This window comes from Burkholderia sp. AcTa6-5 (assembly GCF_017815075.1).
In the GTDB taxonomy this organism is placed as follows: domain Bacteria; phylum Pseudomonadota; class Gammaproteobacteria; order Burkholderiales; family Burkholderiaceae; genus Burkholderia; species Burkholderia sola.
In genome coordinates this window covers 154287-178070 of record NZ_JAGIQE010000011.1, presented here as the reverse complement: position 1 = coordinate 178070, position 23784 = coordinate 154287, and the positions used below count along the sequence as shown (strand labels likewise).

26 protein-coding genes are annotated in these 23784 nt (G+C 68.3%); 9 read left to right on the top strand and 17 right to left on the bottom strand.

Going from position 1 to position 23784, the window contains the following annotated elements:
- Positions 1-69 precede the first annotated feature (69 nt).
- From J8I33_RS17100 to J8I33_RS17080, 5 genes are all read right to left on the bottom strand, one after another.
- The gene (locus J8I33_RS17100) at positions 70-654 is read right to left on the bottom strand and encodes a thiamine phosphate synthase (protein WP_209938279.1); all 585 of its coding nucleotides are present in this window, start codon (positions 652-654) and stop codon (positions 70-72) included.
- 22 nt (positions 655-676) lie between these two features.
- On the bottom strand, positions 677-2020 hold the full coding sequence (locus tag J8I33_RS17095; protein ID WP_050017974.1) for a hemolysin family protein: 1344 nt from the start codon (positions 2018-2020) through the stop codon (positions 677-679).
- A 76-nt stretch (positions 2021-2096) separates the two neighbouring features.
- Positions 2097-2876 (bottom strand): HAMP domain-containing sensor histidine kinase, encoded by a 780-nt coding sequence (locus J8I33_RS17090; protein ID WP_050017975.1) that lies wholly within the window; start codon positions 2874-2876, stop codon positions 2097-2099.
- Between the two features lie 67 nt (positions 2877-2943).
- Positions 2944-3867, bottom strand: coding sequence for a DMT family transporter (locus tag J8I33_RS17085; RefSeq protein WP_050017976.1), 924 nt, complete (start codon positions 3865-3867; stop codon positions 2944-2946).
- A 37-nt stretch (positions 3868-3904) separates the two neighbouring features.
- The gene (locus tag J8I33_RS17080; RefSeq protein WP_124631286.1) at positions 3905-4762 is read right to left on the bottom strand and encodes a LysR family transcriptional regulator; all 858 of its coding nucleotides are present in this window, start codon (positions 4760-4762) and stop codon (positions 3905-3907) included.
- 113 nt (positions 4763-4875) lie between these two features.
- Here J8I33_RS17080 and J8I33_RS17075 point away from each other — a divergent pair, with 113 nt between their 5' ends.
- The 3 genes from J8I33_RS17075 to J8I33_RS17065 all read left to right on the top strand — a co-directional run bounded on the left by J8I33_RS17075 (position 4876) and on the right by J8I33_RS17065 (position 7940).
- Complete coding sequence (locus J8I33_RS17075; protein ID WP_050018281.1) at positions 4876-5259, top strand: tautomerase family protein; 384 nt, start codon at positions 4876-4878, stop codon at positions 5257-5259.
- 139 nt (positions 5260-5398) lie between these two features.
- Complete coding sequence (locus J8I33_RS17070; RefSeq protein ID WP_209938263.1) at positions 5399-7048, top strand: CHAD domain-containing protein; 1650 nt, start codon at positions 5399-5401, stop codon at positions 7046-7048.
- 55 nt (positions 7049-7103) lie between these two features.
- The gene (locus J8I33_RS17065; protein WP_050018282.1) at positions 7104-7940 is read left to right on the top strand and encodes a TOBE domain-containing protein; all 837 of its coding nucleotides are present in this window, start codon (positions 7104-7106) and stop codon (positions 7938-7940) included.
- Between the two features lie 181 nt (positions 7941-8121).
- On the opposite strand, the gene J8I33_RS17060 is transcribed toward J8I33_RS17065, so the two are convergent.
- Positions 8122-8823: an ATP-binding cassette domain-containing protein gene (locus tag J8I33_RS17060; RefSeq protein ID WP_050018279.1), complete on the bottom strand. Its 702-nt coding sequence runs from the start codon at positions 8821-8823 to the stop codon at positions 8122-8124.
- Positions 8824-8983: 160 nt separating this feature from the next.
- Here J8I33_RS17060 and J8I33_RS17055 point away from each other — a divergent pair, with 160 nt between their 5' ends.
- On the top strand, positions 8984-10036 hold the full coding sequence (locus J8I33_RS17055; protein ID WP_209938261.1) for an RNA-guided endonuclease TnpB family protein: 1053 nt from the start codon (positions 8984-8986) through the stop codon (positions 10034-10036).
- A 13-nt stretch (positions 10037-10049) separates the two neighbouring features.
- On the opposite strand, the gene modB is transcribed toward J8I33_RS17055, so the two are convergent.
- The 3 genes from modB to J8I33_RS17040 all read right to left on the bottom strand — a co-directional run bounded on the left by modB (position 10050) and on the right by J8I33_RS17040 (position 12384).
- Positions 10050-10727 (bottom strand): molybdate ABC transporter permease subunit, encoded by a 678-nt coding sequence (gene modB, locus J8I33_RS17050; RefSeq protein ID WP_124593249.1) that lies wholly within the window; start codon positions 10725-10727, stop codon positions 10050-10052.
- Positions 10728-10737: 10 nt separating this feature from the next.
- Entirely contained in the window at positions 10738-11532 is a 795-nt protein-coding gene (gene modA / locus J8I33_RS17045; RefSeq protein WP_209938255.1) for a molybdate ABC transporter substrate-binding protein, read from the bottom strand.
- A 153-nt stretch (positions 11533-11685) separates the two neighbouring features.
- Positions 11686-12384: a phosphatase PAP2 family protein gene (locus J8I33_RS17040; protein ID WP_050011356.1), complete on the bottom strand. Its 699-nt coding sequence runs from the start codon at positions 12382-12384 to the stop codon at positions 11686-11688.
- Between the two features lie 258 nt (positions 12385-12642).
- On the opposite strand from J8I33_RS17040, the gene J8I33_RS17035 reads away from it, so the two are divergent.
- On the top strand, positions 12643-13752 hold the full coding sequence (locus J8I33_RS17035; protein ID WP_209938254.1) for a PHB depolymerase family esterase: 1110 nt from the start codon (positions 12643-12645) through the stop codon (positions 13750-13752).
- Positions 13753-13832: 80 nt separating this feature from the next.
- Entirely contained in the window at positions 13833-14009 is a 177-nt protein-coding gene (locus tag J8I33_RS17030) for a DUF3563 family protein (protein ID WP_069618521.1), read from the top strand.
- 116 nt (positions 14010-14125) lie between these two features.
- Here J8I33_RS17030 and J8I33_RS17025 read toward each other — a convergent pair whose 3' ends face one another.
- The 5 genes from J8I33_RS17025 to J8I33_RS17005 all read right to left on the bottom strand — a co-directional run bounded on the left by J8I33_RS17025 (position 14126) and on the right by J8I33_RS17005 (position 17657).
- The gene (locus tag J8I33_RS17025; RefSeq protein ID WP_050011354.1) at positions 14126-14545 is read right to left on the bottom strand and encodes an organic hydroperoxide resistance protein; all 420 of its coding nucleotides are present in this window, start codon (positions 14543-14545) and stop codon (positions 14126-14128) included.
- A 161-nt stretch (positions 14546-14706) separates the two neighbouring features.
- Positions 14707-15159 (bottom strand): MarR family transcriptional regulator, encoded by a 453-nt coding sequence (locus J8I33_RS17020; protein WP_050011353.1) that lies wholly within the window; start codon positions 15157-15159, stop codon positions 14707-14709.
- 189 nt (positions 15160-15348) lie between these two features.
- On the bottom strand, positions 15349-16158 hold the full coding sequence (locus J8I33_RS17015; protein ID WP_050011352.1) for a BPSS1780 family membrane protein: 810 nt from the start codon (positions 16156-16158) through the stop codon (positions 15349-15351).
- Entirely contained in the window at positions 16149-17147 is a 999-nt protein-coding gene (locus tag J8I33_RS17010) for a homoserine kinase (protein ID WP_050011351.1), read from the bottom strand. Before J8I33_RS17010 ends, J8I33_RS17015 begins: the two co-directional genes overlap by 10 nt.
- Positions 17148-17246: 99 nt before the next feature.
- The gene (locus J8I33_RS17005; RefSeq protein WP_209924755.1) at positions 17247-17657 is read right to left on the bottom strand and encodes a hypothetical protein; all 411 of its coding nucleotides are present in this window, start codon (positions 17655-17657) and stop codon (positions 17247-17249) included.
- Positions 17658-17786: 129 nt separating this feature from the next.
- Between J8I33_RS17005 and J8I33_RS17000 the strand changes: the two genes are divergently transcribed.
- Positions 17787-19313 carry an AMP nucleosidase gene (locus tag J8I33_RS17000; protein WP_050011350.1) on the top strand — a complete coding sequence of 509 codons (1527 nt, stop codon included), beginning with the start codon at positions 17787-17789 and terminating at the stop codon, positions 19311-19313.
- Between the two features lie 281 nt (positions 19314-19594).
- Entirely contained in the window at positions 19595-19792 is a 198-nt protein-coding gene (locus J8I33_RS16995) for a hypothetical protein (protein ID WP_124593245.1), read from the top strand.
- 384 nt (positions 19793-20176) lie between these two features.
- Here the strand turns inward: J8I33_RS16995 and J8I33_RS16990 are convergent, their stop codons facing one another.
- The 3 genes from J8I33_RS16990 to J8I33_RS16980 all read right to left on the bottom strand — a co-directional run bounded on the left by J8I33_RS16990 (position 20177) and on the right by J8I33_RS16980 (position 22392).
- Complete coding sequence (locus J8I33_RS16990; protein WP_124593244.1) at positions 20177-21148, bottom strand: aldo/keto reductase; 972 nt, start codon at positions 21146-21148, stop codon at positions 20177-20179.
- 26 nt (positions 21149-21174) lie between these two features.
- The gene (locus tag J8I33_RS16985) at positions 21175-21978 is read right to left on the bottom strand and encodes a glucose 1-dehydrogenase (protein WP_050011348.1); all 804 of its coding nucleotides are present in this window, start codon (positions 21976-21978) and stop codon (positions 21175-21177) included.
- A gap of 63 nt (positions 21979-22041) precedes the next feature.
- Complete coding sequence (locus J8I33_RS16980) at positions 22042-22392, bottom strand: cupin domain-containing protein (RefSeq protein ID WP_239468960.1); 351 nt, start codon at positions 22390-22392, stop codon at positions 22042-22044.
- A 271-nt stretch (positions 22393-22663) separates the two neighbouring features.
- Here J8I33_RS16980 and J8I33_RS16975 point away from each other — a divergent pair, with 271 nt between their 5' ends.
- Positions 22664-23596, top strand: coding sequence for a LysR family transcriptional regulator (locus J8I33_RS16975; protein ID WP_050011346.1), 933 nt, complete (start codon positions 22664-22666; stop codon positions 23594-23596).
- The last annotated feature ends 188 nt before the right edge of the window (positions 23597-23784 follow it).

Below are 23784 nucleotides of genomic sequence, written 5' to 3'. Positions count from 1 at the left end.
TGAACGCGTGAGGCGGCGTGGCGGGGCGGTAAGCGATCGTGCGCGGCCGCGCTGCCGGAAAGCGCCGAATTACCAGAACCCGCGAATGCCCGCGATGCCGTACGCGCCGTGACGGCGCGCATCGTCGAGGTGCGCGCGCGTCATGCCGCCGAGCGCGAACACGGGCATCGCGGCCTGTGCGGCCAGCGCGTCGAATCGCGCCCAGCCGAGCGCTGGCGCACCGGGGTGGCTGAGCGTCGGCAGCACCGGCGACAGCGTGACGAAATCCGCGCCGGCGCGCGCGGCCAGCAGCAGATCGTCTTCCGAGTGGCACGCCGCGGACACCCAGCGTCCGGCCGGCAGCGGCCGCTGCACGGCGGCGCGCAACGCGGCGCCGTCGAGATGCCAGCCGGCGCCGTCGAGCCGCATCACGCCGGCTGCCTCGATCGGGCCGTTCAGCATCAGACGCGCGCCGGCCGCGTCGCAGCGCGCGAGCGCCGCGGCGGCCAGCGACGCGAACGCGGCCGCGTCGAACGATTTCACGCGCAGTTGCACGAGCGTTTCGCCGCGCGCGAGCACGGCCGACAGCCGGTCGAGGAACGCGGCCCGATCGGCCGCCGACGCGGACGCCGGTTCCGGCGTGATCACGCAGCAGCGCGGCAGCGGCCCATTCATCGCGCGATGCAGCGCGCGGCCGTCATTCGTCGGCCTCTTTCGCGATCTTCGGATAGACGCGCACGAGCACGATGCGCGGCCCGTTCATCTTCTTCACGACGACGTCGAAGCGGTCGAACGACACGCGCTGCCCTTCGGTCGGCAGGTCGCTCAACGCCTGGATCACGAGGCCGCCGACCGATTCCGCGCGGCCTTCGTCGATGTCGATGCCGAGCGCCTGCTCGAGCGACACGACGGGCAGGCTGCCCTTGCCCATCAGCGTGCCGTCGTCGAGGCGGCTCCAGTCGGCGTCTCCCTGGCGGAATTCGTCGTGGATCTGGCCGACCAGCGCGCCGAGCAGGTTGTCGAGCGTCAGGAAGCCGATCGGCTTCTCGCCCTTGTTGCCGACCAGCGCGAAGTGCGGCGCGCCCTTGCGGAAGCGGCGGAACAGCTCCAGCGCCGGCGTGTCGGGCTTCACGTACTGGACCGGGCGCACGTAGTCGGACAGATCCTCGAGCGCGGCGCCCGCGTGACGCGCGAGCAGCAGGTCCTTCAGGTGGATCAGCCCGCTCACCTGTTCGCGCGACGCATCCTCGAACAGCGGATAGCGGCTGAAGCGGTGCCGCGCGACGATCTCCATGTTGTCGGGCAGCGGCAGGTCGCGCCGCAGGCCGATCATTTCATGGGCCGGCCGCATCAGGTCCGACACGGTCATCGACGAAAAATCCAGCGAATGCGCGAGCGTATTCCACTCGTCGTTGCTGTACGTGCCGCGCGCCGGCTGGGCCGCATTGCCGGCCGCGCTGCGGCGGCTGCGCAGGATCAGCTTCAGCTCGTCGGTCGAATAGTGCGCATCGCCGCCGTGGTCGGCCGACAGCCCCGCAAGGCGCAGCACCGCGTTCGCGCTGGTGTTGAGCACCCAGATCGCCGGATACATCGCCCAGTAGAACGCGTAGAGCGGCAGCGCGACCCACAGGCCGACCTTCTCCGGCTGACGGATCGCCATCGATTTCGGCGCGAGTTCGCCGACGACGATGTGCAGAAACGAGATCAGCGAGAACGCGAACACGAGCGAGATCAGGTGCACGACGCGTTCGGACTCGACGCCGATCAGGTCGAGCAGCGGGCCGATCAGTTCCGCGAACGCCGGTTCGCCGACCCAGCCGAGGCCGAGCGACGCGAGCGTGATGCCGAGCTGGCACGCGGAAAGATACGCGTCGAGCCGGCCGTGCACGATGGCGAGGATGCGCCCGCGCAGGCCGTGCTTGCGGGCGAGGGTCTTGACGCGCGTCGCGCGGAGTTTGACGAGGCCGAATTCGGCCGCAACGAAGAACCCGTTCAGGGCCACCAGGAACAACGCGCCGATGAGCGCGAAGATCTGTAACAAAGAATCGCTCCGGTTATGACAGGCCCGTCAGTATAGAGCCAGAAAGGAATTCGTAATGTGTCGGGCGGGCGCTTGCTTACACCGGCGCCTCGCACGGAATCGAGAACGTGAGGGTGGCGCTCGCGCCGTCGACGAACACGTCGTGCGCGAACGTGCCGCCGTGCGCGAGGGCGACGCGCTGGCACAGCGCGAGCGCCCATGCGCTGCGTTTCGCGTCGCGCTCGTGCAGCATCTCGCGCCGCGCGAACGATTCGAACGCGTGCGGCTGCGCGGGATCGACGAGCACGCCGGCGTTGACGGTGCAGGTGGCGTGCGCGGTGAACTGCACACCGTCGCGCGTGCAGGCGAACGCGACGCGGCTGCCCGCGGCGCTGGCCTCGACGGCCGTCGTCAGCAGCGTCCAGAGCGCCTGCGCGACGCGTTCGCGATCGACGGTGAGCGACGGCTCGCCGTCCGGCAGCGTCGTGTCGAGCGCGACCTGGCGGGCGTCCGCGAGCGCGAAACGCACGAGCGCGATCGTTTCGTCGAGCAGTGCGCGCAGCGCGAACGGCCGAGGCGCGAGCGCGAGCGTGCGCGTTTCCGCGCGCGGCGCGTCGAGCACGCCATCGATCAGCGCGACCTGCTGGTCGATGCCCGTGCGGATGCCCGCGAGCGCGCGCTGCAGGTTCGGGTCGGCATTCGCGAGCTGGCGCTCGAGCACGTAGGCCCAGCTGTGCATCGCATTCAGCGGGCTGCGCAGGTCGTGCGACGCGGTGGAGAGCGCCTGGTCGCGCAGGAACAGCGCCGCCTGGGCGGCGTAGTGCGCTGCGCGTTCGCGCAGCAGGTCGGCGGCGGGATCGACGGAAGTGGACGTCACGGAGCTGGCCTGTCGGAAGCGGTTGGCGTGGAAGTCACGCGAATCGCCATTATAGGGACGGTGGGCGTCACGCCGGCAGCGCGTCCTCGTCCTTTTTCCGCGCGTCGCCGTTCGGCAGCAACTGGCACGCGAGCAGGCCGGCCAGCATCAGCGCGCAGCCGACGAGCGCGCGCAGCGTCAGCGTTTCGCCGAGCGCGGCCCAGCCGGCGATCGCCGCGAATACGCCTTCCATGCTGAAGATCACCGCCGCGTGCGCGGGCGCCGCGTCGCGTTGCGCGACGACCTGCAGCGTATAGCCGACCCCGACCGAGAGCAGCCCGCCGTACAGCAGCGTCGGCAGCGCCCCGCGCAGCATCGCGACGCTGACCGGTTCGACGGCGAGGCCGACCGCGAGACACGCGACGCCGCATACGGCGAACTGCAGGAACGCGAGCACGAGCGGATCGTGGCGCTTCGCGAGATGGCCGACCGCCATCACGTGCGCGGCGATGATGACGGCGCCCGCGAGCTGGAACCAGTCGCCGTAGAGCACCGAGAAGTGCTCGTCGATGCTGAGGAAATACAGGCCGATCGCGGCCAGCAGCGCGCCGAACCACGTGCCCGCGCCGATCCGGTGGCGCGCGAACACGCCCATCAGCGGCACGATCACGACGTATAGCGAGCTGATGAAGCCGGCATTCGCGATCCGCGTGTATTGCAGGCCGACCTGCTGCAGCGAGATCGACACGGCGAGCAGGCCGCCGAGCGCGACGCCCGGCAGCAGCAGCGCGGAGTCGCGCCGGATCGCCGCGAGCTGCGCGCGCGACGCCGGATTCAGCATCAGCAGCGGCACCAGCACGAGCGCGCCGAGCAGGAAGCGCAGCCCGGTGAACAGGAACGGGCCGATCACGTCGAGGCTCAGGCGTTGCGCGACGAAAGCGGAGCCCCAGATCGCGGCGGCGCCGAGCATCAGCAGGTTGGCGCGGAGGTGCTGGCGGGCGTCGGGCTTCATTGGGATTCGTCTGGAGATTGCGGTGGAGCCCGCTAGTTTACGCCGAGATTGCAAGACTGTCGGCGAACCTGCGCAGCGCGGCGGCGGCGCGGGCGTCGCGTACCCGCGAATACAGCACGACCTGCGATTGCGGCAGCGCCGGCAGCCCGAATTTCGCGCCGACGTCGACCAGCGTGCGCGGGGCGACGCGCCGCGCGAGCGGGCAGACGGCCAGCCCCGCCGCGGCGGCGGCCGCGACCGCCGCGACCCCGCCGCCCGTGAAGCGCTCGCGCCATGGCAGCCCCGCGCGGTCGAGCGCGCGCAGCGCGGCGGCGCGCACGCCGCAGGGGCCGGCCAGCACCGCGAGCGGCAGCGGCTCGCCGGCGCGCGGCGCCCAGTCGGGCGCGGCGAGCCAGGCCAGCGGCTCGGTGAAGAGCGGCGTGGCGTCGTCGCGCGGCGGATCCTCGCCGGGCTCGTGCCGCGCGATGACCGCGTCGAACCGCCGTTCGTCGTATTGCGGGAGCAGGCTCGTCGACGCCCCGAGATGCATTTCCAGCGACAGCCCCGGATCCTGCCGGTGGAGGCTCGTCAGCACGGCCGGCAGGTCGGGCACCGCGACGTGCTCGCTGACGCCGAGCGACAGGCGCACCGTGCCGGTCGAGATCGCGCCGAGCGCACGCTCGTGCGCGTCGAGCAGCGCGCGGGCGGCCGGCAGGAAAGTCTCGCCGTCGGCGGCCAGCTTGACGACGCGCGGCGTGCGCGCGAGCAGCGGCTTGCCGAGATGGGCTTCCAGCCGCTTCAGCTTCAGGCTGACGGCCGATTGCGTGGTGCCGAGCGCATCGGCGGCGCGCGTGAAGCTGGCGAGGTCGGCGACCAGCACGAACGCGCGGACGGCATCGAGATCGAGTACTTTCATTTCAAATGAAAATGGATGAAATATTCATCAATGACTGTTTATTATAGGTGCGCGCGCCTAACCTGATGCTGTGTTTTCGTTCTTCAACGTCACTCACCGACAGGAGCAGCACCATGCCATTCACCCGTATCGCCGTACGCGAAGGCAAACCGGCCGCCTACCGCAAGGCCCTCGTCGACGGCGTGCAACGCGCGCTGATCCAGACGTTCAACGTCCCCGAGGACGACATCTTCATGGTCGTGACCGAGCATGCGGCCGAGAACTTCGTGTTCGGCCGCCATTACCTCGATATCGAACGCAGCGACGATCTCGTGATCATCCAGATCACCGCGAACAACACGCGCACGCTCGAGCAGAAGCGCTCGCTGTACCGGACGATCGCCGACAATCTGTCGCAGCAGCCCGGCGTGCGGCAGGAAGACGTATTCATCAGTCTGGTCGAGGTGCTGAAGGAGAACTGGTCGTTCGGCAACGGCATCGCGCAATACGCGGCCTGACGTGCCGGCTTGACTTGCCACAGCGCGTCGGTGCCGGATCGGCGCCTGCGCGTGGGGGCGGCGTGTACTATGGAAGCTGCTTCACGAGCGACGCCGGCGCGGTCGATGCGCCGGCGATCCTTCATGTGCAGGAGCCTCCATGTCGCGTGTGCTGGAAATCGTGTTGTCGTTGTCGCTGGAAGGGTGGCCGGTCCAGGGCGCAAGCCGCACCCGTGGCGCGCAGCGCGATTTCGGCGCCGAACTCGTGCGTGCGTGGCGGATCTGCCCGCAGGTCCGGATGCGGCGCGGCCACGAGCGCGTGACGATCGAGCCGTGCCAGATCGAGGAGGCCGAGCGGAGCCCCGGCGCGAACTGGTGGACCTGGGTGGAATCGAACGCGCATGGCACGCGGGTCGTCGCATCGCGCACCGAGACGTTCGCCCCCGGCGTCACGCAGCGTGAGCTGTTCGACGCGGAGCACGCGGGCATCGTCGTCGCGGCGCCGCTGCCGGTGCCCACGACGGCCGGCGCAGCCGATGCCGACGCGCCGGCCGCCGACGCGCCGGCCGCCGACGCGCCGGCCGCCGACGCCGAGGGCATTGCGCCGGACACCGACGAAGCGCGGGCCCAGGCGTCGGCGCTGCGCATCGTCAGCGAACGGCGGCGCGGGCGCTGGGCCGACGACAGCGGCGTCGTGGTCGAGATGACGCTCGACGACATCATGCTGCATGGCGGCGGCGAGCCGCCGCGCCGCTACGTCGAGCTGCGTCTGGCCGCGCCCGACTGGGAAACCGTGGCCGCGCGCACGGCCGCGTTGCACGCGCTGTTTGCCGCGGCGCGCGAACTGAGCGGCGCGTGGCCCGCGTTCGTGCAACTGACGAGCGTGATCGACCGCGCCTGTGCGGGCGGGCCGGTGGCCGCCGCGCTGGTCAAGGCGCAGCCCGTCGACCTGACCGGCATCCGCACGCAGCGCGCCGCGCTGTTCGCGCTGGCCGGCGACATCACCGCGCAATGGCTCGGCAATGAATGCGGCGTGCTCGATCGCGACGATCCCGAATTCGTGCACCAGATGCGCGTCGCGCTGCGCCGCCTGCGCACGCTGATGCGCTTCTTCCCGCGCTTCACCGACCGTCAATGGAAGGACACGCTCGGCGTCGACCTGCGCTGGCTCGCCAAGCTGCTCGGCACGGTGCGTGACTGGGACGTGTTCGCGACCGAGAGCCTGCCCGCGCTGATCGCGGCCGACGGCGGCGGCAGCGACTGGGACGGCACGCTCGACGCCGCCCGTGCGCAGTCGATGGCCGCGCGCGTCGAACTGCGGCAGGCGCTGCATTCGGCCCGCTATGCGCGGCTGACGCTCGGCTGGCTCGAATGGCTGAGCGCGCTCGTGCTGCCGGCGGCCGACGGCGACGACGCGCCGTCGCTGCGGCGTCACGCGACCAAGCGCGTGCGGCGGCTGTTCGGTCATCTCTACGGATCGCCGTCGCTCACGTCGCTCGACACGGCGGCGCGCCACCAGGTGCGGATCGATGCGAAGCGGCTGCGCTACGCGCTCGAATTCTTCGCGTCGCTGGCGTCGCGCCGCACGCGCACCGAGACGGTCAAGACGTTGGCGCGCGTGCAGAGCGTGCTCGGCGAAGCGAACGACGCGATGGTCGCGCTGCACCATCTCGAGCAACTGTCGGCGCCGCCGTACCAGCTCGGTTTCGTGCGCGGCTACGGCGCCGCGCTCCAACAGCGGGCCGCGCGCGACGCCGAGACGCTGCTCGCCAGCCTGCGGCCGCCGAAGCTCGACGGCAAGTCGGGCTGAGCGCCACGCGCCGGACCCTATAATGGCCGCCCGTTTCCCCGCACGCATGCCGATGATGACCGACGCACCGCATTCTTCCTCGTCCGCCGAACCGCTCGAACTGGGCGGCGAGCTGTGGCTGCGCGCCGGCGAACAGACGCTCGGCGGCGCGACGCGCATCGCGCTGCTCGCGGCGATCGGCGACACCGGTTCGATCACGCGTGCGGCGAAGGCGGTGGGCCTCAGCTACAAGGCCGCGTGGGACGCGGTCGACACGATGAACAATCTCGCCGGCGAACCGCTCGTCGCGCGTTCGACCGGCGGCAAGGGTGGCGGCGGCACCACGCTGACGCCGCGCGCGACGTCGCTGATCGCCGCGTTCCGCGCGATCGAGCGCGAGCATCGCCGTTTCATCGAGGCCGCGAGCGCGGCCGTTGCCGGCTTCGACGTCGACTGGGCGCTGATCGGGCGGATCGGGATGAAGACGAGCGCGCGCAACCAGTTGTTCGGCAAGGTCGCATCGATCGTGCGCGGCACCGTCAACGACGAGGTCACGCTTGCGCTGCCGGGCGGGCAAGCCGTCGTCGCCGTGCTGACGCACGAAAGCGCCGAGGCGCTCGGGTTGCGGGAAGGCGCGGACGCGTGCGCGCTGGTGAAGGCGTCGTGGGTCGTGCTCGCGGTCGACGAGGGCGGACCCGACCTGAAGGTATCCGCGCGCAACCGGCTGCGCGGCGGCGTCGAAGCCGTCACGGCGGGCGCGGTCAACAGCGAGGTGACGCTGGCGCTCGACGGCGGCGGGACGCTGACGGCCGTCGTAACCAACGACAGCGTCGATGCGTTGCAGCTCGACGCCGGTCGGCGCGCGATCGCGCTGTTCAAGGCGTCGAGCGTGATTCTGGCGGTGACGGGCTGACCCGCGCGGTAGCGCGGCTCGCGTTGGCCGGCGGCCGTCGTGCGGGGCGGGGCGAAGCCGGTGCAGCATGCGTGCGCATCGCACCGGCTTCGTTTCCGCGTTCAGCATGTGCCGCGACGCGGCTGCTCCCAGGCTCCAACATGGCGACCGGCGCCACGCTCACGACCACGGCGTCGCGCGCTCAGGTGACGCGCGTCGGCCACTCGGCATGCGGCGAACTCGCCTGCACGCGTCCTTCGCTCAACTGCACGACCTGATCGCCGAACGCGGCGACGTCGTCGGGGTCGTGCGAGATCAGCACCATCGGGATGTCGAGCCGCGCCTGCAGCTCGGCGAGCTCGTGGCGCATGCGCTGGCGCATCGCGCCGTCGAGCGCCGCGAACGGTTCGTCGAGCAGCAGGATGCGCGGCTGCGCGACCAGCGCACGGGCGAGCGCCACGCGCTGCTTCTGCCCGCCCGACAGTTGCGACGGATATTGCCCCGCGAGCGATTCGAGATCGAACGCGCGCAGCCAGTACGCGACCTCCGGCGGCGCCGTCTTCGCGCGCGGGTTGCGCAGGCCGGCCGTGAGCCCGAACGCGATGTTCTGCCGCACGTTCAGATGCGGGAACAGCGCGTAGTCCTGGAACAGGTACGCGACACGGCGTTCGCGGGTCGGCACGTCGATGCGGCGCGCGGCGTCGAACAGCGGCTCGCCGTTCAGCGTGATCGCGCCTGCGTCGGGCGTCAGCAGCCCGGCGATCGCCTGCAGCGTCATGCTCTTGCCCGCGCCCGACGGCCCGAACAGCACGACGCGCTGCGTCGTCGCCGTGAACGACACGTCGAGCGTGAAGCGGCGCTCGGCGTTCGCGTAGGTCTTGCGGATATCGACGACGACGCTCATGCGGGCCTCCGCCGAAGCGGGCCGGCTGCCGGACGACAGACGTGATACGGGCAGCGCAGGTGCTTCATCAGAATTTGCTCCGAGAAACCCCGTCCTTCAGGACGGGGAGGAGAGGCGTGCTGTTGACAGGCAGCTTCTTCCACGGGTTAGGATCACCTGCATGATCCTTGTCTATCGCTACCGGGTGAAATCGCTCAACGGACTGCTTAACAAGCAGAGCCGCGCGGTGAACTACGTCTGGAACTTCTGCAACGACACGCAGAAGCACGCGCTCAAGTGGAGCAAGAAGTGGCCGACGGGATTCGATCTGAACGTGCTGACGACGGGGAGCAGCAAGGAACTCGGTATTCACTCCGGTACGGTCAACGCGACGTGCGAGCAATACGCGAAGTCGCGCAGCCAGCGCCGTCGGCCCTACCTGCGCTATCGCGGCAGGAAATCGCTGGGCTGGGTGCCGCTGAAGGGGCGTGACCTGAAGCGCGAGGGCGGCGCGTTCCGTTTCGCCGGCAACACCTTCCGCGTGTTCAACAGCCGACCGCTTCCCGAAGGCAAGATCAAGGATGGAACCAGCTTTGCGCAGGATGCACGCGGCAACTGGTTTCTCAACATCGTGATCGAGATGCCGGATGTTCCGGCCCGACCTATCCGTTCCGGCGTCGGCATCGATCTCGGCCTGAAAGACTTCGCCACACTTTCGACCGGCGAGAAGCTGCCTAACGATCGGTTCGGTCGATGCGCGGCCGAGAAACTCGCGAAAGCGCAGCGAGCACGAAAGCACAAGCGGCATATCGCGAAGCTGCACGCCAAGGTCGCGAATGCGCGTGCCGATTTCCAGCACAAGCTCGCGCTCGATCTGGTGCGGCGTTTCGATTACATCGCGGTCGGCAACGTGTTGGCCGCAAAACTCGCCAGAACCAGAATGGCGAAAAGCGTCTACGACGCATCCTGGTCGTCCTTCCGAAACAAGCTCCGCTACAAAGCGATCGCGCACGGCGCCACGTTCGAGGAAGTCGACGAAAGCGGTTCTACCCAGTCCTGTTCGTCGTGCGGGTCGCAAGCCAGCACGACGCGGCCGAAAGGTATCGCGGGACTGCGAATAAGAGAATGGGCCTGCAGTGGATGTGGTGTCGTGCATGATCGTGATATCAACGCTGCGCTGAACATTTTCCGATGCGGACGTGCATCGCCAGGTGTGGGAATCCTCTCCCTTTAGGCGGAGGAGGACGTCAAGTCAACTGGCTCCGCCGGGCGCGCGACGGCACGAGCCAGCCGGTCGCGAGCAGCACGAGCACGCAGGTGATCGACGTCACCAGCACGAGGAAGTTGGCCGTGTTGTCGTCGCCGGCCTGCACGGCCGCGTAGATCGCGACCGACAGCGTCTGCGTGCGGCCGGGCAGGTTGCCGGCGATCATCAGCGTCGCGCCGAATTCGCCGAGCGCGCGCGCGAACGCGAGCAGCGCCCCGGCGAGAATCCCGCGCGTAGCGAGCGGCAGCGTGACGCGGAAGAACACCGCGGCTTCGCCGAGCCCGAGCGTGCGCGCGGCGCGCTCGAGATGCGGATCGACGCCCTCGAACGCCGCGCGCGCCGATTTCAGGATCAGCGGAAACGCGACGACCATCGACGCGATCACCGCGCCTTGCCACGTGAACACCAGTTCGATGCCGAACGTGTCGAGCCACGCGCCGAACACGCCGCGCCGGCCGAGCAGCACGAGCAGGTAATAGCCGAGCACCGTCGGCGGCAGCACGAGCGGCAGCGTCAGCACGGAATCGACGACGTCGCGCAGCGGCGAGCGCCAGCGCGCGAGCATGAACGCGGCCGCGACGCCGAGCACGATGTCGAGCGCGGTCGCCCAGCCGGCAACCTTCAGCGACAGCAGTAGCGGGACCCAGGCGTCTTGCATCGCGATTCGCTCACTTGGCGGGCTTGAAGCCGAACGTCGACAGCACGGCCTGGCCCTGCGGCGACGCGACGAAATCGATGAACGACTGCGCCTGCGCGGCGTGGCGGCTGTCCTTGACCACGGCGATCGGGTAGGTGATGGCCGTCTGGGTCGGCACCGTCAGCGCGATTTTCACGCGGCCCGGCATGATCGCCGCGTCGGTGCCGAACACGAAGCCTGCGTCGACCTCGCCGCGCGCGACGTAGTCGAGGCTCTGGCGCACGTTGGCGGCCAGCACGCCCTTCGCGCTGACCGCATCCCACACCCCGGCCGCGCGCAGCGCGCCCTCGGTGTAGCGGCCGACCGGTACCGACGCCGGGTCGCCGTACGCGATGCGCTTCACGCCCGGCGCGGTCAGGTCGTTCAGCGACGTCGGCGCGGCCGCGCGGCTGTCCGCCGGCACGATCAGCACGAGCGAGTTCGCCGCGAAATCGCGGCGCGTGCCGGGCACGATCACCTTCTCGTTCACCGCCCGATCCATCGCCTTCTGGTCGGCCGACGCGAACACGTCGGCCGGCGCGCCCTTGGCGATCTGCTGCATCAGCACGTCCGATGCGCCGAAGTTGAACAGCACCCTGGTGTCCGGATGCTGCTTCTCGTACGCGTCGCCGACGGCCTTGAACGCGTTCGTCAGGCTGGCGGCCGCCGACACGACCAGTTCGTCGGCGGCGCAAGCGGGCGCGCTGAGCGCGATCCCGGCGGCGAGCGTGGCGATCGGCAGTAAGCGAAGCAGGACGCGGCGAAGCGGACGGACGGTTGAGCGCATGGGAGTTCGTCGTGAATGGGTGGAAACCGTCATCGTAATATAGGGCGGGTTATAACGCTCGACATACTGCTCATGCGGCGGTGCGCATGAAATGATCAGACGTGAAGATCAGACGTGAAAACGGGCGGTGAAAACGGGCGGCCGGGCGGCCGGTCACGCGTGAAGCACAGGCGGCGCCGATTCGGTGCGCTGCAGCGACGACGGCTGCGACGCGGGATGGTAGTTCGGATTGGCCTTCCAGCGCGCGCGGACGAACGGGCGCTCGTGGCCCGACAGTTCCAGCGCGACCTTGGTGACCCAGCGATGCGACGGCACCGTGAGGCCGTGGAGCGCGACGGTGACGAGCGCGAGGCTCGCGACGACCGCCGGCACCGACCAGCGGTGCGGCGCCGCGCGCCACGAGCCGGCGATGAACGCGAGCGCGGCGATCGCGCCGACGATGCAGCCGGTGATCGATTCGGACGGCGAATGCGCGTCGAGCGCGACCCGCGACACGCCGACCGCGACGCCGGCCGCCAGCCCGAGCGCGATGCCGGCGATTCGCACCGGCGTGCGCGTGCGGATCAGCGCGAGGAAAATTGCGACCGGATACACCGACGTCGACAGCATCGCATGGCCGCTGAACCCGGTGAAATCCCACGCGCGGATGCCGATGCCCCAGCCGAGGAACGCGATCTTCGTGAGCGCCACCACGCCGATCGCGGCCGCGAGCACGCCGAGCCACGCGGCCGCGCGCTGCCACGAGTAGCCGAGCGCGAGCCAGACGGCTATCGTGATCGCGAGCGGCAACGTCAGGCCGGCGCCGCCGAACGCGGTGATCATGATCCACAGGTGAGCGGGCAGGTCGAACATCGGGAAGGGGACGAACGAAGGCGGGACAATGCTTAAATCAACGCGCGAGCCGGGAAGAACGACTACAACGGATACAAGCGACCAAACCCCAGTATAGCGCCGCGTCCGCATGAGGCCCGTTTTTTGCGCTGCCGGGCACGCTCGGCGAGCAGGAAAAATCCTGGAAACAATGTTATGGTGCATTGCACAAAGTCAAACGATGCATCCGTTGCGGCGCCTTCATCGCGCCCCTATTTTTCCTGACTGCGAGCCCGATCGATGACCAAAAGTCTGACCAAGGTGTGGCTGGGCGGCATGAAACGCATGCTGTCCCCGGTCGCCAAGCGCGCGGCGCGCGACGCGCAGCGCATCACGCGCGACGCACTCGAGGCCGCGGCCTCTCCCGCCGTGTCCGATCCGTCCCCGCCACGCGAATCGCGCGTGCGGCCGCGCGCGGCCGCGTGGGCGGCGGGCGAGTGGACGCGCGGCGAACATCCGATGGCGCCCGCGCTCGGCCGCCTCGTCCAGAATCTCGCGTACGGGCTTTACGTACCGCCCGGCCGCCGGCGTGGCGCGATGCCGCTCGTCGTGATGCTGCACGGGTGCCAGCAGTCGGCGGACGAATTCGCGCAGGGCACGCGAATGAACCTGCTGGCCGACAAGCACGGCTTCGCGGTGCTGTACCCGGAACAGTCGCCGCGCGCGCACGCGCATGGATGCTGGCACTGGTATGAAGACACCGACCGCGCGGGGCGCGGCGAGGCGGACACGGTGGCGGCGCTGGTCGACGCGCTGGTCGACGCGCACGGCTTCGACGCGTCGCGCGTCTACGTCGCGGGGCTGTCGGCCGGCGCGGGGCTTGCGTCGCTGCTTGCGCTGCACCACCCGGACCGTTTCGCGGCGGTCGCGTTGCACTCGGGCCCCGCGTTCGGCGAAGCGAATTCCGGCATCACCGCGATGGACGTGATGCGCCGCGGGCTGCGGCAGAACCCGGCCGCGGCGGTCGACGCGCTGGTCGATGCCGGTGCGTATCCGGGCATGCCCGCGCTGATCGTCCAGGGCGACGGCGATCATGTCGTCGCGCCGAAGAATGCCGATCAGCTGACCGTCCAGTTCATGCGCCTGAACGGGCTCGCCGACAGCCGGGGCGCGCTGCGCGGCGGCGAGCGCGTCGAGACGCGCAAAACGGGCGTCCAGATTACCGACGTGTGCCGCGACGGCGAGCCGGTCGTGCGGCTGTGCCACGTGAAAGGGCTCGATCACGCGTGGGCCGGCGGCGACGAAGCCGTGCCGTTTCACGCGGCGGTCGGCCCCGACGCCAGCGCGATGATCTGGGCTTTTTTCGAAGCCCATCGCCGCACTGTGGCGACCGAACGACGCACCGTTTGATCGACGCTGGTCAAAGACTAGGGTTTTCCCTATAATTCGGGAAAACCCTAGTCCAGAACCTTTGAACAGCGAGATCGACCATGTACCTGCTGAGCCACCTCTTCCTGATGCTGACCAAGAACGCTGAAAAGGCCGCGAAAGAGCGCGCCGACGCGTACCTGGCCGAAGCCACCGACATCTACGATCTCGAATTCCGCATGCGCAAGATCGATCGCGACGCGGCAATGAACCGTCCGTATTCGATCGGCGCGCGCTAAGCGGCGCACGCGGGCCTGCCGGCCCGCCATTTCGACGAATCGCGCAAAAGGGCGCGTGCGGCATGGAGCCGCACGCGCCCTTTTTGTACTCTACTGAAGCCGCAACCTGCGTCGCGTCAGACGACCGTCAGGCGCACCGGCACGTTGTTGCGCGTGGCGTTCGAATACGGGCACACGTGGTGCGCCTTGTCGACCAGCGTTTGCGCGTCGTTCTTGTCCAGCCCCGGCAGCGACACGCGCAGCTCGATGTCGAGCCCGAAGCCGCCTGCGTCGTTCGGGCCGATGCCCACTTCCGCGGTGACTTGCGTATCGGCCGGCAGCGTCTGCTTGTTCTGGCCCGCGACGAATTTCATCGCGCTCAGGAAACAGGCCGAGTAACCTGCGGCAAACAGTTGCTCCGGATTCGTGCCTTCCGCACCCGTGCCGCCGAGTTCGCGCGGCGCGGCCAGCTTCACTTCCAGCTTGTGGTCGGCGGATACCGCGCGGCCGTCGCGGCCGCCCGTGCTCGTGGCGCTGGTCTTGTACAGAATGTTCATCGTGCAGCTCCTGTCGGGAAGAGAGGGAGAAAGCGGTCCGGTTGGACGGGATGTCGCCGGCCATGACCAGAATATAGAACACAAATGATTAGTGTGCAAATCAAATTTTTAAAAAAACCGGCGGCGCCGGGTAGGTCGGTCCGAGTTTCAGCGTGCGAGCGTCAGCGTTCGTTGGCCACCGACAACGCGTCGCGCAACTGCTGGAGATCGGCGCGCAGCCTGATCAGGAAGTCGGGTGTCTGTTGCATCGCGCAAAAGAGGTCGGCGGGCACCGAGCGCGCGCGGTCCTTCAGCGCACGGCCTTCCGACGTCACGCGCACGTTGACGACGCGTTCGTCCGCCGCGCTGCGCACGCGCTCGACGTAGCCGAGCGCTTCCAGCCGCTTGAGCAGCGGCGTGACCGTGGCCGGATCGAGGTCGAGCCGCGCGGCGATGTCCTTTACGGCCAGGTCGTCGCGCTCCCACAGCACGAGCATCGCGAGATATTGGGGATAGGTCAGCGACAGCTTGTCGAGCAGCGGCTTGTACGCCTTCGTCATCGCGTGCGAAGTCGAGTAAAGCGCGAAGCAGAGTTGCTCGTCGAGCGTCTGGGGCAGGGAAGGCGGGCGATCCATGATTCGGGAAGCGCGTCGGATGCGCGAACGATTTGTACGCAAATTATTTTGCGCGCAAAAGATCGGGTTGAACAGAGGGGCCCGAAGCTTTGGATACCGGAAAAGGGAGAGATCAGAAGCGCGCGGGGCGACGACCCGGTGCTGGAAACAGCGCGGCGGCGCTGACGACGCGCGCCGGCCGGGAGAGGGTCAGCGGCCCGACATCGTCGTCGTCGCGCCCGGTTCCTGTACGCCGAAGCAGCCGCGATAGGTCGCGTAGAACGAGCAGTACAGCATCGTGACGATGATGATCGTCACCGGCATCATGATCGTCAGCGCGTACGCGCCGGCGCCGAGCGCCTGCAGCAGCAGCGACAGCGCGAGCGACGTGCCGAGCGCGACGGCGAACCACAGCACGCCGTACACGACGAACGCGCCGCGATTGCGCCAGCAACTGACGACGCTGAAGAACAGCGCCTTCGCGGGCGGAACGTCATGCCACGCGACCAGCACCGGCGCGAACCAGAACAGCATCGCGACCGGCAGATAGAGCAGCGTCGCGAAGAACAGCGCGCCCAGCGTGCCTTGCGCGGCGAGCGTCTCGGGCGTCGTGTTCGCTTCGTCGGCCGCGCCCATCATCACGTGGAACAGCGCGCCGCCGTCCACGAGCGACGACGCGGCGAACACCAGCACCATCGACGCGACGTAGATCACGCCGAGCACGAGCAGCCGCTGGGTCGCGACGGTGCCGTACGAGCGAAAGCCGTCGACGAGGATCGTCGGCATCACGGTCTTGCCGGCCACCGTGTCGCGGCACGCGGCCATGAAGCCGACCGCGATGCCGGGAATGAACACCAGCGGCAGCGCGGAGCCGATCACGGGCACCATCGACACCAGCGTGATCGCGAGCAGATACGTGAAGAACAGCGTGATGAACGCGAGCGGATTCCGGCGGAACAGCCAGATGCCTTGACGGAACCAGACATAGCCCGTTTTCGCGGGCACTTCAATCAGTTGCATGCGGTTTGGATCTCGGGAAGCGCGGGCGTATGCGCGATACGCTCACGCAGGATGCGTTCGAAATGGCCGGGGTCGTGCGGCTTGAGCATCTCGGCCGCGCGCGGCAGGTAGAAGTCGTACAGGCGCGACACCCAGAAGCGGTACGCGCCCGCGCGCAGCATGTCGCTCCAGTGGCGGCGTTCCTCGGCCGTGAACGGCCGGACCGTCTGGTACGCGCGCAGCAGCGCATCGGCGCGCGCGACGTCGAGCACGCCGGTCGCGAGGTCGACGCACCAGTCGTTGACGGTGACCGCGACGTCGAACAGCCACTTGTCGCAGCCTGCGAAATAGAAGTCGAAGAAGCCGCCGAGCCGCACGTCGTGGCCGGTGCCGGGCGCCGCGTGCGCGAACAGCACGTTGTCGCGGAACAGGTCGCAATGGCATGGGCCGGCCGGCAGCGCCGCATAGTCGTCCGACGCGAAGAAGCCGGCCTGGTGCGCGAGCTCGCCTTCGAGCAGCGTGCGTTGCGCGTCCGTGATGAACGGCACGATCGCCGGCACGTTCTCCTGCCACCACGGCAGGCTGCGCAGGTTCGGCTGGCTGCGCGGATAGTCGCGGCCCGCGAGGTGCAGGCGCGCGAGCATCTGCCCGACCTCGATGCAGTGTTCGACTCCGGGCGCGAGTTCGGCCGCGCCGTCGAGTTTCGTGACGATCGCGGCCGGCTTGCCGTGCAGCTCGCCGAACAACGCGCCGTCGTCACGCGGGACCGGGTCCGGCACCGGCACGCCGTGGGCGGCCAGGTGGCGCATCAGGTCGAGGTAGAACGGCAACTGCTGCGCCGTGAGCTTTTCGAAGATCGTGAGGACGTATTCGCCGCGCGTCGTCGTCAGGAAGAAATTGCTGTTTTCGATACCGGACGGAATGCCGCGGAACGCAAGCACGTCGCCCAGTTCGTAGTGGCGCATCCATTGCGCGAGATCGGAGTCGGAAACAGCGGTGAAAACGGCCATGCGGGATGCGTCAGGTCAGGGTGTCGGCACGCGGGCGGCGTGCGGCGCGACAGCGGGTGAAGGGGCGGGGCGGCGCGGTCGGGGCGCGGCGCCTCGGAATCAGTAGCGCAGGTTCAGCGACGGCAGGCGCGTGATCGGGATGCCCGCGTCGTGCGGCTTCGGCGACGTGTCGGGCGTCGAGCTCATCTGGTAGCGCGTGCCGAAGTTCGACTTCACGTCGATCTCGACCGGCTTGCCGCGGTCGCGGTACTCGGTGACTTCGGTGCCGTTCTTGCTCTTTTCGTGGAAGCTCGGCGTGCGGCGGATGTCGGCGAAGTCGACTTTCGACGTGACTTCGGCGCCCGGCCGGTTGATCTTGCGGAGATCGGGCAGGCCGGCGGCTTCGTTGGCCTCGGCCCGGGCCTGCGCAGCGGCGCCCGGCGCGTCGGCGTCAGGCGTGCCGCCGGCGGCATGAGCGACGCTGGCGGCGGCAAACGCGACGGCAGCGGCGACGAAAATGAGCGGCTTCATGATGAGTCTCCAGTGAACCTACCGATTTTAGCAAATACTGCGCGCCATCCGGCCCCGGCGTGCGCAGGGGCGGCCATAAGCGCGACCGGGTTCCGTGGTAATGTCGTCGGATCAGACGAGGTAATGACGATGAAGAACGATTTGAGCCGCCGGCACCGTGTGCTGTCGCCCGAAAGCCCGTCGATCGAGGCTTTCGACGATCCGATCGCTGCCGTCGCGCGGCTGTCCGCCATTTACGACACGAATACGGGCTTCTTGCGCGATGCATTTGCGCGCTATCGCCGCCACGAAGCGATTACCGAGCACGTGCGCGCGTGCTATCCGTTCGTGCGGATCCGCACCGACGTCAACACGCACGTCGATTCGCGCCGCTCGTACGGCTTCGTCGCGGGGCCGGGCGTATTCGAGACGACGGTCACGCGCCCCGATCTCTTCGCGAACTACTACCGCGAGCAACTGCGCCTGCTGGCGAAGAACCACCATGTCAAGATCGAGATCGGCGTGTCGTCGCAGCCGATTCCGATCCATTTCGCGTTTCCGGAAGGCATCCATCTCGAGGGCGAGCTCGATCGCGACCGCCTGCTCGCGATGCGCGACATCTTCGACACGCCCGACCTGTCGTATCTCGACGACCGCATCGTCAACGGCACGTTCGAGCCGGCGCCGGGCGAGCCGCATCCGCTCGCGCTGTTCACGGCCGCGCGCGTCGACTTCTCGCTGCATCGGCTGCGCCACTACACGGCGACGTCGCCCACGCATTTCCAGAACTACGTGCTCTACACGAACTACCAGTTCTACATCGACGAGTTCGTGAAGCTCGGCCGCACGATGATGACGGAAAGCGACGATCCCGAGGTGCGCGCGTACCGCAGCGAGTACAGCGCGTTCGTCGAGCCGGGCGACGTCGTCACGTACAACGCGAACCTCGGCGGCGAGCCGGCCGAGGGCACCGCGCCGCCGCGTCTGCCGCAGATGCCTGCGTATCACCTGAAGCGCGCGGACGGCAGCGGGATCACGATGGTCAACATCGGCGTCGGTCCGTCGAACGCGAAGACGATCACCGATCACATCGCGGTGCTGCGCCCGCACGCGTGGGTGATGCTCGGTCACTGCGCGGGGCTGCGCAACACGCAGCGTCTCGGCGACTACGTGCTCGCGCACGGTTACGTGCGGGAAGATCACGTGCTCGACGCCGACCTGCCGCTGTGGGTGCCGATCCCGGCGCTGGCCGAAGTGCAGCTCGCGCTCGAGCGCGGCGTGGCCGAGGTCACGCGGCTCGAGGGCGTGGAACTGAAGCGCGTGATGCGCACGGGCACGGTCGCGAGCGTCGACAACCGCAACTGGGAGCTGCGCGACCATCGGGAGCCCGTGCAGCGGCTGTCGCAGAGCCGCGCGATCGCGCTCGACATGGAAAGCGCGACGATCGCCGCGAACGGTTTCCGCTTCCGCGTGCCGTACGGCACGCTGCTGTGCGTGTCGGACAAGCCGCTGCACGGCGAGCTGAAGCTGCCGGGTATGGCCGACACGTTCTATCGCGGACAGGTCGACCAGCATCTGCAGATCGGGGTGAAGGCGATGGAGATCCTGCGCACGAACGGGCTCGACAAGCTGCATAGCCGGAAGCTGCGGAGCTTTGCGGAAGTGGCGTTCCAGTAACGCGCATGACTGGCAGGCGGGGCGATGTGCTGCCGGGCTTTACGGCGGCCGGCGCGCGCCTGCCCTGCGTCACCCATCCGGTCGCCGGGACACTCGTCGTGGCCGCAATGTGGCCTTCGTACTCGGACGCGACCATTTTCTCCAATTTGGAAGTTGTCCTATAGTTTTGTCCTTGTCATCGAGAATATGCTCTCCTGCGTGGCGTTCTCCGACGCCCGCACGAAGGAACGGCGAACAGCCGATCCAATTGATTCCTATAATATTGAGAGTAGACATATCCGATGAAAATCAAAATCCTGCTGGCTTCCCTGATGCTCACTGCTTCGCTATCGGCCATGGCTCAAGCGGTGATCGGTCCATCCAAGCCGCAGCCGCCTTGCGAAAGAGAAGCGGTGCTCGGCCCGTCCGATCCTTGCAAACCTGTCGCAGTGGTCGGCCCGAGCAAACCCAAACCGTGTTGGTGCTACATCGTTAAGTAAGCCGTGAAACAGGCGCGCCCATCCTTGGGTGCGCCTCGTTCGCAGGTTGAAGCGCGACAGGGAAGGGAACGCGTCGATGGCGCGACGGAGCGGCCTCTACTGCGCAAGCCCGGGGGAGACACCGGCAGCCTGGAGATTTCATCGTTCATCAGCCGTCGGCTTTTTCCCGTCATTGTGATCGCTACGGTCTCCGTTCTGAGCGGCGCCATGAAGGCGTGCCCGGCACGGAGGATCGATTGAAGGCGGTGACGGTATTCGTCTGCGTCGCCGTCGGCGGCGTCAGTTGGGTGCGTTGAACTGCATGTGCTCCAGTGGCGCGGGCCGCACGTTCCGTTGTCTTCGCGCAGCGCACGCCTTCAACCGGGTCAGCTCCCCGCATCGCCGTTACCACTGCACCGGTTCGACCGTTCGATTGAACGCGACCTCGAGCAACGCGTTTTCAGCGTCGTCGAGCGTCAGATCGAGCGCCGCGAGCGCATCGTCCAAGTGATGCGGCTTCGACAGCCCGACGATCGGCGCGGTGACGCCGGGCCGGTGCAGCGCCCACGCCAGGGCAATCCGCGCGGGCGGTAGCCCATGCGCCTGCGCCACCTGCCTGACCGCATCGACGGTCGCCGCGACCGCGTCGCGCCCGTCGTACCAGGACACCATTTGCCGGTCGGTTGCGGCCCGCGTCGTCGCCGCATCACGCGAGCCGGCCAGTAGCCCGCGGCCGAGCGGGGACCACGGCGTGTAGGCCATCCCTTCTGCGATGCAAAGCGGCAGCATGTCGCGCTCGTCGTCGCGGCAGATCAGGCTGTACTGGCTCTGCATCGACACGAATCGGGCGAGTCCGTGATGCCGTTGAAACGCGAGCATCTTCATGAATTGCCATGCATGCATCGACGACGCGCCGAGGTAGCGGACCTTGCCGCTCCTCACGAGGGTATCGAGCGCATCGAGCGTTTCTTCGATCGGCGTGTCCGGATCGAACCGGTGGATCACGTAGAGATCGACGTAATCCGTCCCGAGGCGCTGCAGCGACGCATCGATGCTGGCGAGCAGATGCTTGCGCGACAGCCCGCGCGCATTCGGCCCGTCGCCGGTCGGAAAGAACGCCTTGGTTGCGATCACCACGTCGTCGCGCGTCGCGAAATCGCGCAGCGCGCGCCCGAGAATGCGCTCGCTCTCGCCGCCCGAGTAGATGTCGGCCGTGTCGAAGAAATTCACCCCCGCATCGAGTGCCGTGCGAATGAAAGGGCGAGCCACCTCTTCGGTCGCGACCCACGGGCGCCATGACGGGTCGCCGTAGGTCATGCAGCCCAGGCACAGCGTCGACACCTTCAGCCCGGACGCTCCCAGTCTCACGTATTCCATCGGTTCTTCCTCCGTGGCAGTGCCGGTCAGCGCATGCCGCCGATCGTGTAGCCGCCGTCGACCAGGAGCGATTCGCCCGTCACGAAGCGCGCTTCGTCGCTGCAAAGCCAGACGGCCGCGTCGGCCACGTCTTCGGGCGTGCCGATCCGCCGGGCGGGCGTGAATGCGGCGAACGGGCGGAACATCTCGTCGTCGCCGAAACGGCGCGCCATCGGCGTATCGATGATGCCGGGGTTCACGTTGTTGATCCGGATGCCGTGCGGGCCGCCTTCGAGCGCCACCGCGCGCACCAGCGCATCGAGCGCGCCCTTGCTGGCCGAATAGGTCGACGAGCCGGCAAGCGCGCCTTTCGCGAGCCACGACGACGTATTGACGATCGCACCGCCGCCGTGCGCGAGCATTGCCTCCATTTCGTATTTGATCGACAGCCACGTACCCTTGAGATTGGTGGCGATCACCGTGTCGAAGTCGGCCTCGGTCTGTTCCACGATCGGCGCGAACGCCCCTTCCGTACCCGCATTGTTGAATGCCGCATGCAATGCGCCGTAGCGTCCGATCGTTGCGTCGACGAGCGCACGCACGCCATCGGCGGAGGCGACGTCGATGGTTATCGCGAAGGCTTCGCCGCCGCGCCCGGTAATCGCGCGCACGGTTTCGTCGAGCGGCGCCGCGCGCCGTCCGGCAACGACGACGCGGGCGCCTTCACGCGCGAATGCGAGCGCGGCCGCCCGGCCGATGCCGGTGCCGCCGCCGGTGACGAGCGCGACGCGTCCGTCGAGCCGGGGCCGCGTCGCGGCGGAAGAGGTTGACAGGCTCCGTGAATCGGACATGACGAGTTGCTCCATGTGAAGGGAAACGAGCCGGCCGACTGGCCGGGGGCAGGGTCGAGGTGCTTAGTCCTGGCGGTCGGGCACCGTCAGGGGCGCGCCAGGCGTACCGGCGTAGAACACGATCAGTTCGGCGCGCTCGTCGCCGGTCTCGCCGCGATGGGCGCCGTCGATCATTTCCGGCACCACGTCGCCGGGACCGAGCGCCAGCCGCTTGCCGTCGCTGCGGCGCACGGCGGTGAGGTGGCCCGACAGCACGTAGCCGATGTTGATCGACGGATGCGTATGCCACGGCAATACCGCGTGCGGCGGAATCGTGTAGCGTACGACCGTGATTTCCGGTTGTCCTGACGGATAGGTGCGATATCGCGAGCCGTCCCACGCATGCGTGGTTCGCAGCAGTACCGTCTCGGTCACGCGGCTGCCCGCGTCCGCTTCCTGTGCGATTGCTCGCGGCGAACCGGCGACGATCAATGCGGCCGCGAAGACGGTTCGCGAAACGACTGAAAATGAAAATGTGTTCATGGCGACGGGCCGTTTGGCCCCGGGTATCCAGACAGCGCCATTGTGCGAAGCAGGGTGCCGCGCGAATAGCACCTGACCGGTTGAAACCGATTCAACCGATCGGACAGGCGTTACGATGCCAGGGACGATCGCCCGGGCGTTCCGGGCTTGACGGGAGCTGCGAATGGATCGGTTGAAGGCGCTGACGGTATTCGTCCGTATCGCGGCCGCGGGCGGTATCAGCGCGGGCGCCCGCGAGCTGGGCATGACGCCGCAAGCGGCCAGCAAGCAGGTCGCGGCGCTGGAAGCGCTGTTGAACGTGCGGCTGCTCCAGCGCTCGACGCGCGGGATCGTGCTGACGCTCGAGGGTGAGCGTTTGCTTGCACAGTGCCGCGGCGCTGTCGGGGAACTGGAGAGCGCGCTGCGCATGCTCGACGACGATCGGGCGCACGCGGCCGGCACGATCCGTGTTGCGGCGCCGTATTCGCTGGCTCGGCGCTTTCTCGCGCCACTGCTCGGCGAATTCTGCGACCGGCAGCCGGGCGTCACGGCCGAGCTGATCGTCAGCGACGACATGGCCGACATCGTCGAGCAGCGGATCGACATCGCCGTGCGGACCGGCAATCTGCCCGACAGCGGGCTCGTTGCACGACGCATCGCCGATCTGCAATTGATCGTCTGCGCGGCGCCCGCGTATCTGCGTCGACACGGCGAGCCGCAGACGATCGACGCGCTGCGCGATCATCGTTGCACCGCGTTCCTGTATCCGCGCACCGGCAAGCCGTTTCCGTGGGAATTCCTGGTTGATGGTCGGGTCGACACACGACAGATCGCCCCGTTCATCGCGACCAACGACATCGATGCGGAACTCGACACGGTACTGAGCGGCGCCGCGATCGGCCAGTTCTTCGGCTATTCGGTTCACGCGCACATTCGCGAGGGGCGTCTCGTGCCGCTGCTGATCCGGCACGTGACCTGCCGTTACGGCCTGCACCTGTGCATGCCGCAGCGCATGCATCTGCCGCGGAGGAGCCGTTTGCTGATGGATTTCCTCGCCGCCCGGCTTGGCGCGCATCCGGATCTCGCACCGCTTTCGTTTGCGGAGGTGTCGGCATGACACACGCGTGATCGCGGGCGAGCCTCCGTGCGGCTGCGCGTCGTCGCTCCGCGCTCGCCCATCTTCAAGAGCCCCGGCTGGCAATGACAGTCGTCATGGTCGCGATCGGCGCGTTCGTCGGGCCGTGCGACGTCGTCACGGCCAATGCGAACCCTGGTGGCGAGTCGGGCGAGGTCGCCGCGCCGTTG

Excerpts from the sequence above, each read along its gene's own strand:
- J8I33_RS17035 (WP_209938254.1), top strand. The coding sequence starts at position 12,643 with ATGACCAAAAGTCTGACCAAGGTGTGGCTGGGCGGCATGAAACGCATG.
- J8I33_RS16990 (WP_124593244.1), bottom strand. The coding sequence starts at position 21,148 with ATGGAATACGTGAGACTGGGAGCGTCCGGGCTGAAGGTGTCGACGCTG.
- J8I33_RS16995 (WP_124593245.1), top strand. The coding sequence starts at position 19,595 with ATGAAAATCAAAATCCTGCTGGCTTCCCTGATGCTCACTGCTTCGCTA.
- J8I33_RS17070 (WP_209938263.1), top strand. The coding sequence starts at position 5,399 with ATGTCGCGTGTGCTGGAAATCGTGTTGTCGTTGTCGCTGGAAGGGTGG.
- modA (WP_209938255.1), bottom strand. The coding sequence starts at position 11,532 with ATGCGCTCAACCGTCCGTCCGCTTCGCCGCGTCCTGCTTCGCTTACTG.
- J8I33_RS17040 (WP_050011356.1), bottom strand. The coding sequence starts at position 12,384 with ATGTTCGACCTGCCCGCTCACCTGTGGATCATGATCACCGCGTTCGGC.
- J8I33_RS17000 (WP_050011350.1), top strand. The coding sequence starts at position 17,787 with ATGAAGAACGATTTGAGCCGCCGGCACCGTGTGCTGTCGCCCGAAAGC.
- J8I33_RS17010 (WP_050011351.1), bottom strand. The coding sequence starts at position 17,147 with ATGGCCGTTTTCACCGCTGTTTCCGACTCCGATCTCGCGCAATGGATG.
- J8I33_RS17015 (WP_050011352.1), bottom strand. The coding sequence starts at position 16,158 with ATGCAACTGATTGAAGTGCCCGCGAAAACGGGCTATGTCTGGTTCCGT.
- J8I33_RS17065 (WP_050018282.1), top strand. The coding sequence starts at position 7,104 with ATGACCGACGCACCGCATTCTTCCTCGTCCGCCGAACCGCTCGAACTG.
- J8I33_RS17100 (WP_209938279.1), bottom strand. The coding sequence starts at position 654 with ATGAATGGGCCGCTGCCGCGCTGCTGCGTGATCACGCCGGAACCGGCG.
- modB (WP_124593249.1), bottom strand. The coding sequence starts at position 10,727 with ATGCAAGACGCCTGGGTCCCGCTACTGCTGTCGCTGAAGGTTGCCGGC.
- J8I33_RS17025 (WP_050011354.1), bottom strand. The coding sequence starts at position 14,545 with ATGAACATTCTGTACAAGACCAGCGCCACGAGCACGGGCGGCCGCGAC.
- J8I33_RS17060 (WP_050018279.1), bottom strand. The coding sequence starts at position 8,823 with ATGAGCGTCGTCGTCGATATCCGCAAGACCTACGCGAACGCCGAGCGC.
- J8I33_RS16975 (WP_050011346.1), top strand. The coding sequence starts at position 22,664 with ATGGATCGGTTGAAGGCGCTGACGGTATTCGTCCGTATCGCGGCCGCG.
- J8I33_RS17055 (WP_209938261.1), top strand. The coding sequence starts at position 8,984 with ATGATCCTTGTCTATCGCTACCGGGTGAAATCGCTCAACGGACTGCTT.
- J8I33_RS17080 (WP_124631286.1), bottom strand. The coding sequence starts at position 4,762 with ATGAAAGTACTCGATCTCGATGCCGTCCGCGCGTTCGTGCTGGTCGCC.
- J8I33_RS16985 (WP_050011348.1), bottom strand. The coding sequence starts at position 21,978 with ATGTCCGATTCACGGAGCCTGTCAACCTCTTCCGCCGCGACGCGGCCC.
- J8I33_RS17075 (WP_050018281.1), top strand. The coding sequence starts at position 4,876 with ATGCCATTCACCCGTATCGCCGTACGCGAAGGCAAACCGGCCGCCTAC.
- J8I33_RS17085 (WP_050017976.1), bottom strand. The coding sequence starts at position 3,867 with ATGAAGCCCGACGCCCGCCAGCACCTCCGCGCCAACCTGCTGATGCTC.
- J8I33_RS17020 (WP_050011353.1), bottom strand. The coding sequence starts at position 15,159 with ATGGATCGCCCGCCTTCCCTGCCCCAGACGCTCGACGAGCAACTCTGC.
- J8I33_RS17030 (WP_069618521.1), top strand. The coding sequence starts at position 13,833 with ATGTACCTGCTGAGCCACCTCTTCCTGATGCTGACCAAGAACGCTGAA.
- J8I33_RS17005 (WP_209924755.1), bottom strand. The coding sequence starts at position 17,657 with ATGAAGCCGCTCATTTTCGTCGCCGCTGCCGTCGCGTTTGCCGCCGCC.